This window comes from Streptomyces sp. NBC_01803, assembly GCF_035917415.1.
Lineage (GTDB): Bacteria > Actinomycetota > Actinomycetes > Streptomycetales > Streptomycetaceae > Streptomyces.
Genome location: NZ_CP109073.1, coordinates 4,941,246 through 4,955,934 on the forward strand (window position 1 = coordinate 4,941,246; position 14,689 = coordinate 4,955,934).

Here is a 14,689-nt window from a genome sequence, read left to right on the forward strand (position 1 = left end):
CGCCACGGCTACGACGGGGTGTGGCCCCTCACATCTGCCCGTAGCACAGGCAGAACGGATGCCCCGCCGGATCCGAGAAGACCAGGAAGCCGCTGGCCTCGCCCCCGCTGTCGTGCAGGAACGTCGCGCCCAGCGCGATCACCCGCTCCCGCGCCCGTTCCACGTCGGCCCGCTCCGGCACGTCGAAGTCGAGGTGGAACTGCTGCGGGTGCTCCGGGTCCGGCCAGCGCGGGGGCTTGTGGTCCGGGGCCCGTTGGAAGGCGAGCCGGAAGCCCTGGGGCGAGGTGAGGGTCACCCACGTCGGGTCGCCCTCGTCCAACTCCCCTCCCAGGATCTCCCGGTAGAAGTGGCCGAGTGTGGCCGGATCCGGACAGTCCACCACCGTGCACTGGAGCGTAGCGATCATTCCCGCAGCATAAGGTGACCCTTATGACCCGCATCGACGACCTTGACGACGGCGTGCGCGCGGAGCTGGCGCAGCTCAGGGAGAGCATCGACAACATCGACGCCGCCGTTGTCCACATGCTCGCCGAACGCTTCAAGTGCACCCAGCGCGTGGGCCGTCTGAAGGCGGAGCACGACCTCCCGGCCGCCGACCCCGCCCGCGAGGCCCGGCAGATCACACGGCTGCGGCAGCTCGCGGAGAGCGCGAGGCTCGACCCCGCCTTCGCGGAGAAGCTGCTCAATTTCATCATCGCCGAGGTGATCCGCCACCACGAGACGCTGGCGGGCCGCACGGGCGCGAAGGGCTGACGGCGGCGCGGCGCACAACTCGCGTGCGCACCGCCGGGCACTGCGGCACCATGGCCCCCATGCCCCCTCTGACACGCCACGAAGCGGAAGCCCGCGCCCGTCTCCTCGACGTCCAGGGCTATGCGATCGACCTCGACTTCACGCGCGGCGACGAGACGTTCGCATCGACCACCGTCATCCGCTTCACCGCGCGTCAGGGCGGCGACACCTTCGTCGAGACGCGGCCCGTCACGCTGCGCGGCGTCACGCTCGACGGCCGCGACCTCGACCCGTCGGCGCTCGCCGACGGTCGGCTCCCGCTGACCGGGCTGGCCCCGGGCGAGCACGAGCTGCGCGTCAGCGCCGACATGCCGTACTCCCGCACCGGCGAGGGCGTGCACCGCTTCACCGACCCGGCCGACGGGCTCACCTATCTGTACTCCATGTGCTGCCTGTCCGAGGCGCCGCAGGTCTTCGCCGCCTTCGATCAGCCCGACCTCAAGGCGGTCTTCGACGTCACGGTGACCGCGCCCGCCGAGTGGACCGTGCTCGCCAACGGCGTCGCGACACCCGTCCCCGGCGAGCCGGGCCGCTGGCGCTGCGCGACGACCCCACCGATCAGCACGTACCTGATGGCCGTCGCCGCCGGCCCCTACCATTCGGTGACCACCGAGCACGCGGGCCTCCCGTTCGGCATCCATGTCCGGCGCTCGCTGGCCGAGTACCTCGACAAGGACGCCGAGGAGATCTTCGACATCACCCGCCGCTGCTTCGACCGTTACCACGAGATCTTCGACGAGCCCTATCCGTTCGACTCCTACGACCAGGCGTTCGTCCCCGAGTTCAACGCGGGCGCCATGGAGAATCCCGGGCTGGTCACCTTCCGCGACGACTTCGTCTACCGCTCCGCCGTCACCGACACCGAGCGCGAGACACGCGGCGTCGTCATCGCGCACGAGATGGCCCACATGTGGTTCGGGGACCTGGTCACCCTCCGCTGGTGGGACGACATCTGGCTCAACGAGTCCTTCGCCGAGTACATGGGCTACCAGGTCCTCACCGAGGCGACCGGTCACCGGCCGTGGACCGAGTTCGCCCTCAGCCGCAAGGCGTGGGGCTACGAGGCCGACCAGCGCCCCTCCACCCACCCCGTCGCGCCCGCCGCCGACGCCGTGCCCGACACCGCGTCCGCCTGGCTCAACTTCGACGGCATCTCCTACGCCAAGGGCGCCTCCGCGCTCCGCCAACTCGTCACCTGGCTCGGCGAGGACGACTTCCTGGCCGGGATCAACGACCACTTCTCGCGCCACAGGTTCGGCAACGCCACCCTGGCCGACTTCATCGACTCCATGGCCCGCGCCTCCGGCCGCCCGGTCCCCGCGTGGGCCGACGCCTGGCTGCGCACCAGCGGGCCGGACACCCTCATCCCCGAGGTCTCCGTCACCGACGACGGCTGGCGGCTGCGCCTGGCCCACACCGGGGGCCGCCCGCACCGGCTGCTGCTCGGCGCCTACGAGACGACGGCCGGCGGCGCCTACGAGACGACGGCCGGCGGCGGCGACGGCGGCGACGGCGGCGGCGACCGGGCCATACCCCGCGAACGGCACGACATCGAGCTGTCCGGCACCGAGACCGTCACCGAGCACGACTTCCCCGGACCGCGCCCGGCCCTCCTCGTCCTCAACGACGGGGACCTCACGTACGCCAAGGTCCGCCTGGATCCCGCCTCCTGGGACGCCGCCCAGCGCACGCTGTCCACGCTCCCCGACGCCCTCACCCGCACCGTCGTGTGGAACGCGGCCCGCGACATGGTGCGCGACGGCGAGCTGGACCCCGCCGCCTTTCTGGACACGGCCGCCCGCCACCTCCCGGCCGAGCCGTCCACCGCCATCGCGCAGGGCGTCCTGACCTTCGCCCGGAGCCGGATCGCGGACCTCTTCCTCGCCCCCGAACGCCGCCCCGCCGCCCTCGCCACCCTGGCCGGCCTCGCGCACCGGCTGCTGGACCCCGACGTCACCGACCCGGCCCGCCGCCTGATCGCCGCCCGCGCCGCCGTCAGCTCCGCCACCTCGCCCGACGAGCCGCGCTCCTGGTGGGAGGCCGGAACGGTGCCCGGCGGTCCGGCCCTCGACCCCGAGCTGCGCTGGCACGTCCTGCACCGCCTCGCCGTCCTCGGCGCCACCACCGCCGAGGAAATCCAGGCCGAGGCCGAGCGCGATCCCACCGCCACGGGCGAGGAGAGCGCCGCCCGGTGCCGGGCCGCCCTCCCCGACGCCGGGGCGAAGGAGGCGGCCTGGGAGGCCATGTTCGACCCGGCCGACCGCCTCTCCAACTACCTGTTCATCGCCACCGCCGAAGGCTTCTGGCACCCCGAGCAGCGCGAGGTGCTCGCGCCCTACGTCGAGCGGTACTTCCCGGCCGTCACCGCCATGGCCGCCCGCCGGGGACACTCCCTGGCCGTGGCCGGCGGCCGGTGGGCGTTCCCAAGGGGCTTCACCGAGCCGGAGACGCTCCGGCTCGGTGAGGAGTGCCTGGCCGCCGAGGGCCCGGACGGCCCGACCCCGGCCCTGCGCCGCGCCCTGGCAGACCAACTGGACGACTTGCGGCGGGCGTTGAGCGTGCTCAGCCGGTGATGGCCAGATGCGTCCCGGGTCGGCGGGGCGTGTCGGCCTCGTCGAGCGGGGCGATGGCGAAGTCCGCGGAGGAGACGCGGGCGGCGGCGTCGCCCCGCTCGGCGGTCCGGTCCCGGCCGGTCCGGCCGCCCGCGCTGGGCCGCGGCATGTTCGAACCGCCGGCGGCGGTGGCGTTTCCCACGTCGGGAGCGGGGCACCTATCTCCCCTATAGGGACCCACCAAAAAAGCTCAAAAGAGCGGCGCCGCGCTCATTTTCGAGTTGTGGATGTCTCGTTAAAAGATGGCCTCCCGGTGGTTGCTTTCCGATATCTCTCTACTGACTGGTAACTCATAGAGTTGTCGGTATGCGCCGAGCGAAAATCGTTTGCACACTTGGTCCCGCCACCGACTCATATGAGCGCATCGCCGCGCTGGTGGACGCGGGTATGGATGTGGCGCGGCTCAATCTGAGCCATGGCGGCCACGCCGATCACGAGTCGCGGTACCGGCGTGTGCGCCGCGCCGCCCTGGAAAAGGGGCGGAGCATCGGAATTCTGGCGGACCTGCAGGGGCCCAAGATCCGGCTCGGCACGTTCCGCGAAGGACCGGTCCTGCTCGAAAACGGCGACGAATTCGTCATCACCACCGACGACATCGACGGCGACCAGAACCGCTGCGGCACCACTTACACGGGTCTGCCCGGTGACGTCTCCCCGGGGGAGCGCGTTCTCATCGACGACGGCCGGGTGACCCTGGAGGTCACGGCCGTCGAGGGCTCCGACATCCGCACCCGCGTGGTCGAGGGCGGCCTGATCTCCGACCACAAGGGGCTCAACCTCCCCGGCGTCGCCGTCTCCGTCCCGGCCCTGTCCACCAAGGACATCGAGGACCTGCGCTGGGCGCTGCGCACCGGGGTGGACGTGATCGCGCTGTCCTTCGTGCGCAGCGGCGACGACATCAAGGACGTCCACCGGGTGATGGCCGAGGAGGGCCGCTTCCTGCCGGTCATCGCCAAGGTCGAGAAGCCCCAGGCCGTGGCGAATCTCCAGAGCATCGTGGACGCCTTCGACGGCATCATGGTCGCCCGCGGCGACCTCGGCGTCGAAGTCCCGCTGGAGGACGTGCCGATGGTGCAGAAGCGCGCCGTGCAGCTCGCCAAGCGCAACGCGAAGCCGGTCATCGTCGCCACCCAGATGCTGGACTCGATGATCGACTCCTCGCGGCCCACCCGCGCCGAGGCGTCCGACGTCGCCAACGCCATCCTGGACGGCACGGACGCCGTGATGCTCTCGGGCGAGACCAGCGTCGGCCGCTATCCGATCCAGACCGTCCAGACCATGAGCCGCATCGTCGTCGCGGCCGAGGAGGAGGTCCTCGCGCGCGGCCTCTCGCCCCTGGCCGAGGGCGGCAAGCCCCGCACCCAGGGCGGCGCGGTCGCCCGCGCCGCCGCCGAGATCGGGGACTTCCTCGGCGCCCGGCTGCTCGTCGCCTTCACACAGAGCGGGGACACCGCCCGCCGCCTCTCGCGGTACCGGTCGCCGATCCCGGTGGTGGCCTTCACGCCCGACCCGGCCACGCAGGCCCAGCTCACGCTGACCTGGGGCGTGGAGAGCCATCTGACGCCGACCGTCCGGACCACGGACGAGATGGTGGCGCGGATGGACGAGCAGCTGCTCGGCCTCGGCCGCTGTCTGCGGGGCGAGATCGTGGTGATGACGGCCGGCTCGCCGCCCTCCACGCCCGGCACGACGAATCTGGTCCGGGTCCACCACGTCGGTGAGGACGACGCGCCCCGCTGAGGTCCGTGTGGGCATCATCACATGTCATGCACACGTATCCGGTGCCGCGGGCGGCGCCGCCCGCGCAAAACGCCCGGATGGGCGAAAAGGGGTGCCGGGTGCGGGATTCGAACCCGCAAGCCCTCACGGGCAGAGGTGTTTGAGACCTCCGTGTATGCCGTTCCACCAACCCGGCTCCGGCGGCGCCCGGTCAGTCTAGCGGCTTCCCCGGCGGCGGTGACTAGTACTCTCATGGATGCCCCTACCTGGCAGAAACAGAGGAGCATCGTGAGCACCCCCGACGTCCCCGACGAGCCCACCGCACCGGCGGAACCCTCCGGCGCGGTGGAGAGCGCTCATGTCCCGCCCAACGTCACCCGTGTCGTCATCGCCGAGGACGAGGCCCTCATCCGGCTCGACCTCAAGGAGATGCTCGAAGAGGAGGGGTACACCGTCGTCGGGGAGGCCGGGGACGGCCAGCGGGCCGTCGAGCTCGCGCGCGAGCTGATCCCCGACCTGGTGATCCTCGATGTGAAGATGCCCGTCATGGACGGCATTTCGGCCGCCGAGAAGATCGCCGGCGAGTCCATCGCGCCCGTCCTGATGCTGACCGCCTTCTCGCAGCGCGACCTGGTCGAGCGCGCCAGGGACGCGGGCGCCATGGCGTACCTGGTGAAGCCCTTCAGCAAGAGCGACGTGGTGCCCGCGATCGAGATCGCCGTCTCCCGCTTCAACGAGCTGAAGACCCTCACCCAGGAGGTCGCGGACCTCGCCCAGCGGCTGGAGACCCGCAAGCTGGTGGACCGGGCCAAGAGCGTCCTGCAAACGCAGTACGGCCTCACCGAGCCGGCCGCCTTCCGCTGGATCCAGAAGACGTCCATGGACCGCCGCCTGTCCATGCACCAGGTCGCGGAGGCCGTGATCCAGGACGCCGAGGAGAAGCGGCAGAAGCAGCAGCAGAAGTAACGGCGGAAGCGCGTGCGGGAGTCGCGCGCCCGTCGGAGCGCGCCCGGACACGTGTCCGGGCGCGCTTTGCTTGTGCGGAGACCTGGGGTCCGGGATGAGCGGTTCTTGTCCGGATCGTCCGCTCACCGGTCGGCCGTGTTCTGTTACCGACGTGTGCCAGAGGTCACGAGGCGATCACATCTGTCGCGACAGTGTGTTCGTGCAGCTCGTAGGGCAATAGATTCCGCTGCACACCGCACCGGTGTGCCGTTGCGCATGGGGAGTGTGCGGTGACAACACGTCTGGCTCGCTCCAGGGGGTTTTCGAAGTGCTCAACAAATCCATCGTGAGGCTCGCGATACCCGTCGCGGCCGGCGCGCTGTTGCTCACCGGTTGCAGTAGTGACGACGGTGGTTCGACCATCAAGATCGCTTATCAGGGTCCGCTCTCCGGCCAGAACGTCGGCCTCGGGGAGAACATGGAACGCGGCATCCAGCTCGCGATCAACGAGGCCAACGCCTCCGGCGACTACGACTTCGAGCTGGAGTACTTCGCCGCCGACGACCAGGGCTCCGAGACGGAGGCCACCACCGCCGCGCAGAGCGCGATCGACGACTCGGACGTCGTCGCGGTCATCGGTCCCGCGTTCTCCGGCCCGACCAACGTCTCCGGCCCGCTCTACGGTCAGGCCGGTCTCGCGGCGGTCACGCCCTCCGCGACCAACCCGACCCTGACCGAGCAGGACTTCGGCACCTTCCTGCGTGCCGTTCCCAACGACAACGCCCAGGGCGCCGCGATGGCGGACTTCCTCTCCGGCCAGGACGGCGTGGACAGCGTCATGGTGATCGACGACGTGACCCCGTACGGCGAGGGCCTCGCCGATGTCGCGGAGGCCGACCTCACCGAGGCCGGGGTCGACATCCGGCGCGAGAGCGTCCCCCAGGACACCGTCGACTACAGCAACGCCGCCCGCACCGTCGTGGAATCCGGGGTGGACGCCTTGGTCTACGCGGGTTACTACGAGGCGCTGGCGCCGTTCACCACCCGCCTCAACGAGGCCGGCTTCGACGGCATCGGGATCTCCGGCGACGGCTCCAACGACGACGAGCTGATCAACCTCGCCGGCGACGCCGCCGAGGGCTGGTACCTCACCTGCCCGTGCACCAACGCGGCCGAGGAGGAGGGGACTCAGGAGTTCGCCGAGCGCTACCAGGAAGAGTTCGACCAGGCGCCGGGCACGTACTCCGCGGAGTCCTACGACATCGCCAACATGATCATCGAGCAGATCGCCGAGTTGGGCGGTGACCCGAGCCGCGAGGACCTGTACAACGCCCTCGCCGGCGTCGAGTACCAGGGCCTCACCAAGACGTTCTCCTTCGACGAGAACGGTGAGTTCACCAATGACGCGATCTTCATGTACCAGGTCGAGGACGGCGTCATCGGTTATCTGGGTGCCACCGAAGAGCTGATCGGCTGACGGACAGCCCGGTTCCGGCGGAGGCGGGGCGTGATCCGCTCCGTCCCGCCGGCCGGGGCGTCCGGCTCGCCGCTCGTTCCCACAAGGAAGTCAGTCCATGTCCCTTTCCGATATCTGGGACGTTCTCGTCCTGGGTGTGGTGCTCGGCTCGCTCTACGCCGTCATCGCCATTGGCTACACGCTCGTCTACGGCGTGCTCCAGCTCCTGAACTTCGCGCACAGCGAGGTCTTCATGTCCGGTGGATTCGGCGGCGTCATCGCCCTGACCATCGTGGAGCCGGTCGCCGATCCCTCCGGCCTCCAGTCGGTCGGGTACGTCCTGCTCGGCATATGCGCCGGAGCGGTCCTCGGCGGCGCGGTCGCCTTCGGTCTCGAAAAGGCCGCCTACCAACCGCTCCGCAGACGCAACGCCCCGCGCCTCGTCTTCCTCATAACGGCGATCGGCGCCTCGTTCTTCCTCTACAACCTCGCGGGCAAGCTGTTCGGGCGCTACCCGATCAAGATGCCCACGATGTACGAGAACAAGAAGCTGTTCGAGGTTCTCGGCGCCCCCGTCAGCGTCACCCAGTTCATCATCGTGCTGGCCGGCGTGCTGATGCTGGTCACCGTCGACATCGTGGTGAACCGGACCAAGATGGGCTCGGGCATCAGGGCGGTGGCGCAGGATCCGGAAGTGGCGTCGCTGATGGGCGTGGACATCGACAAGGTGGTGTCCCGGACCTTCGTGCTCGGCGGCCTGATGGGCGGCGTGGCCGGCTTCCTCTTCGGCACCAACCTCCAGGTCGAGTACACGATGGGCTTCCTGCCCGGCATCACCGCGTTCGCCGCGGCGGTCCTCGGCGGAATCGGCAATGTGCGCGGTGCCATGCTCGGCGGTCTCACGCTCGGCGTGGTCGAGTCGTTCACCGTCGAGATCTGGGGCGACGCCTGGCGGTACGTGGGCGCGTTCGCCGTGCTGGTGCTCGTGCTGATGTTCCGCCCGACGGGTCTGCTGGGTGAGCGTGTGGGGAGGACGGCATGAGCGCGGGCACGACGACGGTGGCCAAGACGCCGCTGTCCGCGGCGGCCAGGCTCCGCAAGGGCACATGGTACGAACAGCCCCGGTGGCGCCGGCTCGGCGCGCTGCTCGTGCTCGCCGTCGTGATGGCCCAGGTCACCGGCGAACAGGGCGTGCGCAACGACCTCTTCTACGCCCTGGAGCAGAACTTCAAGGGCGGCGCCGTCGGGGTCTGGGTCGGCATCGCCGTGGCGATCTGGCTGATCCGCGAGTTCTTCAACGACGCGGTCGTCCGCTCCACCGCCCGCGTCCGCGACAGGGTCGCCGGGCCGGGGCAGAAGGTCCGTGAGGTGTCCGGCCGGCTGGCCGGCCGGCGCTCGTACCGCTGGGGCGCGCTCGCCGCGCTGCTCGTGGTGCTGATCGTCCTGCCGCTGACCGTGACCACGTTCTGGCAGCAGGTGCTGGTCGACCAGATCGGCGTCTACGTGATGCTGGCGATCGGCCTGAACGTCGTCATCGGCTGGGCGGGCATGCTGGACCTGGGCTTCATCGCGTTCTTCGCGATCGGCGCCTACAGCTCCGCGTACTGGACCGGCGGCCTGCCCGTCGAGCCGCCCGTCGAGCTGAACAACTTCCTGGTGATCCCGCTGGCCGTGATCACGTGTCTGATCGCCGGCGTCCTGCTGGGCGCCCCGACGCTGCGGCTGCGCGGCGACTATCTGGCCATCGTGACGCTCGGCTTCCACGAGATCGTCTATCTGGTGGCGAAGAACTACTCGGAGTTCACCGGCGGCACGCGCGGCGCGAACGGCCTGGACCGATTCTCGATCGACCTCGGATTCTGGTCGTACCAGTGGAAGCTGGACCCGGTGCCGTACTACTGGCTCCAGCTCGGCTTCGTGGTCGTGATCATCGGCCTGTTCCTGCGGCTGGAGCATTCGCGCATCGGCCGGGCCTGGACCGCGATCCGCGAGGACGAGGTCGCCGCCGCCGCGACGGGTGTGGACACCGTGCGGTTCAAGCTGCTGGCGTTCGCCATCGGCGCGTCCACCTCCGGCATCGCCGGGGTGATCTACGCGAGCAAGCAGGCGTTCGTCAACCCCGAGCAGTTCGTGGTGCTCTTCTCGGTGCTCGCGCTGTCGTACGTGGTGTTCGGCGGCATGGGCTCGGTTCCCGGTGTGCTGGCCGGCACGGCGGTCCTGGTGTGGCTGCCGCAATTCCTGAGGGACCGGGTGGACCCGCAGGACCGGTACATGTACCTGGGCGCGCTGCTGGTGATCATGATGATCTACCGCCCGCAGGGCCTGTGGCCCTCGCGGCGGCGGCAGCGGGAGCTGAAGATGGCCGAGGAAGGTGTCGGAGGCGCCGACGCGCTGGGCGCGCAGCCGGGAGGTGCGCAGGGATGACCGAGGAGCTGACGAAGACGGAGGCCGGGCCCGCGAAGGCGGTGGGCGACGTGCTGGACGCGACGGGCGTCACGCTGCGCTTCGGCGGCCTGACCAGCCTGGACAACGTGGACCTGCGCATGGGCCGCGGCGAGATCCTGGCGGTCATCGGGCCGAACGGCGCGGGCAAGACCTCCCTGTTCAACTCGCTGACCGGCGCGTACGTGCCGCAGCAGGGCACCATCACCTTCCACTCGCGCGCGGGCGGCTCGCACGAGCTGCGCGGGCGCAAGCCGCACAAGGTGAGCCGCCTCGGGGTGGCCAGAACGTTCCAGAACATCCGGTTGTTCGGCGCGCTGACCGTGCTGGAGAACGTGAAGATCGCCGCCGAGACGCGGCAGAAGACCGATGCGATCTCCATCATGCTGGGCCTGCCGAACGCCCGCCGTGACGAGCGGGCCAGTGACGAGAAGGCGCACCGGGTGCTGTCGTTCGTCGGCCTCGAAGGGCGGCTCAACGAGCTGGCCTCGTCGTTGAGTTACGGCGAGCAGCGGCGTCTGGAGATCGCGCGGGCGCTGGCGACCGACCCGGAGCTGCTGCTGCTGGACGAGCCGGCGGCGGGCACCAACCCGACGGAGAAGCGGGACCTTGAGGGCCTGATCCGGAACATCAACACCGAGCTGGGCGTGAGCGTGCTGCTGATCGAGCACGACATGAAGCTGGTGATGTCGGTCGCGGACCGGGTGGTGGTGCTGAACTTCGGCAAGAAGATCGCCGAGGGCACCCCGCTGGAGGTCCAGCAGGACGCGGCGGTGATCGAGGCGTACCTCGGCGCGTCCGCCGAGGAAGAGCGGGCGGCGGTCGCGGAGATGGTGGCCGAGCAGGCGGAACACGCGGCTGACGCGGCTGACGTGGCGGACGTGGCAGGAGACGCCGAGCCCGCTGCCGGGGACGCCGAGCCCGCCGGGGACACCGGGCCCACTGGGGACACCGGGCCCGCTGGGGACACCGGGCCCGCTGGGGACACCGGGCCCGCTGGGGACGTCGAGCCCGCGGGGGACGTCGGGAACAAGGAGGAGCGGTCGTGAGCGGCGTGGGACTGGAGAAGGAGCCCGGACCGGCGCCGGAGGCAGCGTCCGCGGTGCCCGCGCTGCTCGAACTGCGCGACCTGCGCGTCTATTACGGCGCCATCGAGGCGCTGAAGGGCATCAGCCTGACGGTCGCCGAGGGCGAGGTCGTCGCCCTCCTCGGCGCCAACGGCGCCGGCAAGTCGACCACCCTGAAAGCCGCTTCGGGCATGCTCGCCCCGCGTTCCGGCGAAGTGCTGCTGCGCGGCGAGCGGGTGGACGGGATCAAGTCGCACGAGCTGGTCCGCTTCGGAATCGGGCACGTCCCCGAGGGCCGCCGGGTCTTCGCGCGAATGTCCGTTCTGGAGAACCTGAAGATGGGCGCGTACCGGCTGCGGCGCCCCGATCCGGCCGACATGGAGCGGGTGTTCACGCTCTTCCCGGTGCTCGCGCAGCGCCGCAAGCAGATCAGCGGCACCCTCTCGGGCGGCGAGCAGCAGATGCTGGCGATCGGCCGGGCGCTGATGGGGAAACCGGAGCTGCTGCTGCTGGACGAGCCGTCCATGGGGCTCGCGCCGCTGATCGTGCAGCAGATCTTCGAGATCCTCAAGGAGATCAACGCCCAGGGCACCACGCTCCTCCTGGTGGAGCAGAACGCCTCCCAGGCCCTGCAACTGGCCGACCGGGGCTACGTGCTGGAGACCGGTGCCGTCGTGATGTCCGACGAGGCGTCCGCCCTGCTGTCCGACCCCCGGGTGCGGGCCGCCTACCTGGGCGAGGTCGCCGAGTAGCTCACGCGACCGAGCCGTTCGGGAACGCGGATCCCGTCGCCTGGTCAGGGGCCTGCCCCTGCTGGGCGGCGGGCCGCAGCGCGCATGTCAGCCGTGCCGTGCACACCCGCTTGCCGCGCTCGTCGGTGATCACGATCTCGTACGTCGCGGCGGTCCGTCCGGCGTACGCCGGGGTCGCCACGCCGGTCACCGTGCCCGTGCGCACCCCCCGGTGATGGGTACAGCTCAGGTCCACGCCGACGACCATCTTGTTCGGCCCGGCGTGCAGCATCGCGCCCACCGACGCCAGCGTCTCGGCCAGCACGGCGGACGCGCCGCCGTGCAGCAGGCCGTACGGCTGGGTGTTCCCCTCCACCGGCAGCGTCCCGACCACCTTCTCGGCGGCGGCCTCCAGAATCCGCAGCCCCATGCGTTCCCCCAGCGCCCCGGCGGAGAACAGCGCGGGCAGGTCGATGCCGAGTCCGGCCCACTGGTCGATGATGGCCGCCGGAAACCGCGTCGTCGTTGGCTCTCCCATGGGCAGCGTTCTATCAGGTTTGATCAGACGCCGGTGCCGGCGGTGGGGGTGAGCCGGATCACCAGGGACTTGCCCGCCGGGGTGTTGCTGATGTCGGCGGTCGCGTCGAGCGGCACCAGCACGTTCGTCTCCGGGTAGTACGCGGCGGCGCAGCCGCGCGCCGTCGGATAGTGCACCACGCGGAAGCCCGGCGCGGTGCGCTCGGTGCCGTCGGTCCACTCGCTGGTGATGTCGGCGTACGCGCCGTCGGCCAGCCCGAGGGCGCCCGCGTCCCGGGGGTGCACCAGGACGACGCGGCGCCCGCCGGTGATCCCCCGGTAGCGGTCGTCCAGGCCGTAGATCGTGGTGTTGTACTGGTCGTGCGAGCGCAGCGTCTGCAACAGCAGCCGCCCCTCGGGCGCGGTGGGGTGCGTGACCGGGTCGGCGCTGAAGTTGGCCTTGCCGGTCGCGGTGGGGAAGCGCCGGACGTCGCGCGGCGCGTGCGGGAGCGTGAAGCCGCCGGGGCGCGCCACCCGCGCCTCGAAGCCCGTGAAGCCGGGGATCACCCGGGCGATGCTCGCCCGGATCGCGCGGTAGTCCTTCTCGAACGCGGCCCACGGCACGGCGTCGTCGTCCCCCAGCACCCGGCGCGCGAGGCGGCAGACGATGGCGGGCTCGGACAGCAGGTGCTCGCTCGCCGGCCGCAGCCGCCCCCGCGAGGCGTGCACGACCCCCATCGAGTCCTCCACCGTGACGAACTGCTCGCCCGCCGCCCGCACATCGCGCTCGGTGCGGCCGAGCGTGGGCAGGATCAGGGCCCTGGTGCCGGTGACGCAGTGCGAGCGGTTGAGCTTGGTCGAGACGTGCACGGTCAGCCGGGCCCGGCGCATCGCGGCCTCGGTGACGGCGGTGTCGGGACTGGCGGCCACGAAGTTACCGCCCATGGCGAAGAAGACCCGCACCGCGCCGTCGCGCAGCGCCCGGATGGAGTTGACGACGTCCAGGCCGTGCCGCCGCGGCGGCACGAAGCCGAACTCCCGCTCCAGCGCCTTGAGAAGAGCGGGCGTCGGCCGTTCCACGATGCCCATCGTGCGGTCGCCCTGGACGTTGCTGTGGCCGCGCACCGGGCAGACGCCCGCGCCGGGGCGGCCGATGTTGCCGCGCAGCAGAAGGAAGTTGACGACCTCCTTGATGGTGGGCACCGAGTGCTTGTGCTGCGTGAGGCCCATCGCCCAGCAGACGATGATCGAGCGCGCTCCGAGCACCATGGCCAGCGCGCGTTCGATGCTCTCCCGGTCGAGGCCCGTGGCGCGCAGCGTGCCCTCCCAATCGGCCGAGCGCGCCGCGGCGGCGAACTCCTCGAAGCCGTGGGTGTGGTCGCGTACGAAGGCGGTGTCGACGGCGCCCTCCCGCTCCAGGACGAGCTTGTTGAGGAGCCGGAACAGCGCCTGGTCGCCGCCGAGCCTGATCTGGAGGAAGAGGTCGGTCAGCGGGGTGCCCGGCCCGGCCAGTCCCCGGGCGGTCTGCGGGTTCTTGAACCGCTCCATGCCCGCTTCCGGCAGCGGGTTGACCGTGATGATCCGGGCCCCGGCCGCCTTCGCCTTCTCCAGTGCGGTCAGCATGCGCGGGTGGTTGGTGCCGGGGTTCTGCCCGGCCACGATGATCAGGTCCGCGCGGTGGAGGTCGTCCAGGAGCACGCTGCCCTTGCCGACACCGAGCGTCTCGGTCAGCGCGGAGCCGGACGACTCGTGGCACATGTTCGAGCAGTCGGGCAGGTTGTTCGTGCCGAACCGGCGGGCGAAGAGCTGGTAGAGGAACGCCGCCTCGTTGCTCGTGCGGCCCGAGGTGTAGAACACGGCCTCGTCGGGGGAGTCCAGCGCGCGCAGCTCGGCCGCGATCAGGTCGAACGCCTCGTCCCAGCCGATCGGCTCGTACCGGTCGCCGCCCTCGGGCAGATACATGGGACGGGTCAGGCGCCCCTGCTGCCCGAGCCAGTATCCGGACCGCTCGGCCAGCTCCGCGACCGGATGCTCCGCGAAGAAGGAAGGGGTCACCCGGCGCAGCGTCGCCTCCTCGGCGACGGCCTTGGCGCCGTTCTCGCAGAACTCGGCGACGTGCGGTGTGGCCGGCTCCGGCCAGGCACAGCCCGGGCAGTCGAAGCCGTCCGGCTGGTTGACCCGCAGCAGTGCCCGGGTGCCGCGCGCGACCCCCATCTCCCGCCGCGCGTGCCGCAGGGCGTGGCCGATGCCGGGCAGTCCGGCCGCCGAGTCCCGCGGGGCGCTCACCTCCGGGGCGTCCTGGCGCGGGTCGTCGGCGGGCGGCTTGGCTGCCATGGGCGGCTCTCCCTGGAGTGCGGCTCGGGGATCGGGATCGGGGCGGGGTTCGGGACGCGGATCGGGGGCGGGGAC

At 70.9% G+C, this 14,689-nt stretch carries 13 protein-coding genes and 1 tRNA gene; 9 read left to right on the forward strand and 5 right to left on the reverse strand.

Going from position 1 to position 14,689, the window contains the following annotated elements; genetic code table 11:
- Positions 1-28: 28 nt before the first annotated feature.
- Complete coding sequence (locus OIE51_RS22480) at positions 29-406, reverse strand: VOC family protein (RefSeq protein WP_326599576.1); 378 nt, start codon at positions 404-406, stop codon at positions 29-31.
- Between the two features lie 23 nt (positions 407-429).
- Here OIE51_RS22480 and OIE51_RS22485 point away from each other — a divergent pair, with 23 nt between their 5' ends.
- Positions 430-753, forward strand: a complete 324-nt coding sequence (locus tag OIE51_RS22485; RefSeq protein WP_326599577.1) for a chorismate mutase — start codon at positions 430-432, stop codon at positions 751-753.
- Positions 754-812: 59 nt separating this feature from the next.
- Positions 813-3,365 carry an aminopeptidase N gene (gene pepN, locus OIE51_RS22490; RefSeq protein ID WP_326599578.1) on the forward strand — a complete coding sequence of 851 codons (2,553 nt, stop codon included), beginning with the start codon at positions 813-815 and terminating at the stop codon, positions 3,363-3,365.
- Here pepN and OIE51_RS22495 read toward each other — a convergent pair.
- A complete protein-coding gene (locus tag OIE51_RS22495; RefSeq protein ID WP_326599579.1) occupies positions 3,355-3,546 on the reverse strand; it encodes a hypothetical protein in 192 nt (63 codons plus the stop codon). The genes pepN and OIE51_RS22495 overlap by 11 nt on opposite strands.
- A 164-nt stretch (positions 3,547-3,710) precedes the next feature.
- Between OIE51_RS22495 and pyk the strand changes: the two genes are divergently transcribed.
- Positions 3,711-5,144 carry a pyruvate kinase gene (pyk, locus tag OIE51_RS22500; RefSeq protein ID WP_326599580.1) on the forward strand — a complete coding sequence of 478 codons (1,434 nt, stop codon included), beginning with the start codon at positions 3,711-3,713 and terminating at the stop codon, positions 5,142-5,144.
- Between the two features lie 92 nt (positions 5,145-5,236).
- Here the strand turns inward: pyk and OIE51_RS22505 are convergent.
- A tRNA-Leu gene (locus tag OIE51_RS22505) sits at positions 5,237-5,319 on the reverse strand.
- A gap of 149 nt (positions 5,320-5,468) precedes the next feature.
- Between OIE51_RS22505 and OIE51_RS22510 the strand changes: the two genes are divergently transcribed.
- The 6 genes from OIE51_RS22510 (at position 5,469) to OIE51_RS22535 (ending at position 11,785) form a co-directional block, all read left to right on the forward strand.
- Positions 5,469-6,089 (forward strand): ANTAR domain-containing response regulator, encoded by a 621-nt coding sequence (locus OIE51_RS22510; RefSeq protein WP_326600746.1) that lies wholly within the window; start codon positions 5,469-5,471, stop codon positions 6,087-6,089.
- 325 nt (positions 6,090-6,414) lie between these two features.
- Positions 6,415-7,545: a branched-chain amino acid ABC transporter substrate-binding protein gene (locus OIE51_RS22515; protein ID WP_326599581.1), complete on the forward strand. Its 1,131-nt coding sequence runs from the start codon at positions 6,415-6,417 to the stop codon at positions 7,543-7,545.
- Positions 7,546-7,642: 97 nt separating this feature from the next.
- Entirely contained in the window at positions 7,643-8,566 is a 924-nt protein-coding gene (locus OIE51_RS22520; RefSeq protein WP_326599582.1) for a branched-chain amino acid ABC transporter permease, read from the forward strand.
- Entirely contained in the window at positions 8,563-9,948 is a 1,386-nt protein-coding gene (locus OIE51_RS22525; protein ID WP_326599583.1) for a branched-chain amino acid ABC transporter permease, read from the forward strand. Before OIE51_RS22520 ends, OIE51_RS22525 begins: the two co-directional genes overlap by 4 nt.
- A complete protein-coding gene (locus tag OIE51_RS22530; RefSeq protein ID WP_326599584.1) occupies positions 9,945-11,015 on the forward strand; it encodes an ABC transporter ATP-binding protein in 1,071 nt (356 codons plus the stop codon). The genes OIE51_RS22525 and OIE51_RS22530 overlap by 4 nt, the downstream gene beginning before the upstream one ends.
- A gap of 5 nt (positions 11,016-11,020) precedes the next feature.
- Complete coding sequence (locus tag OIE51_RS22535; protein ID WP_326600747.1) at positions 11,021-11,785, forward strand: ABC transporter ATP-binding protein; 765 nt, start codon at positions 11,021-11,023, stop codon at positions 11,783-11,785.
- 1 nt (position 11,786) lies between these two features.
- Here the strand turns inward: OIE51_RS22535 and OIE51_RS22540 are convergent, their stop codons facing one another.
- Both OIE51_RS22540 and OIE51_RS22545 read right to left on the reverse strand, forming a co-directional pair.
- On the reverse strand, positions 11,787-12,302 hold the full coding sequence (locus tag OIE51_RS22540) for a PaaI family thioesterase (RefSeq protein WP_326599585.1): 516 nt from the start codon (positions 12,300-12,302) through the stop codon (positions 11,787-11,789).
- A 23-nt stretch (positions 12,303-12,325) separates the two neighbouring features.
- On the reverse strand, positions 12,326-14,614 hold the full coding sequence (locus OIE51_RS22545; RefSeq protein WP_326599586.1) for an FdhF/YdeP family oxidoreductase: 2,289 nt from the start codon (positions 14,612-14,614) through the stop codon (positions 12,326-12,328).
- Between the last annotated feature and the right edge of the window lie 75 nt (positions 14,615-14,689).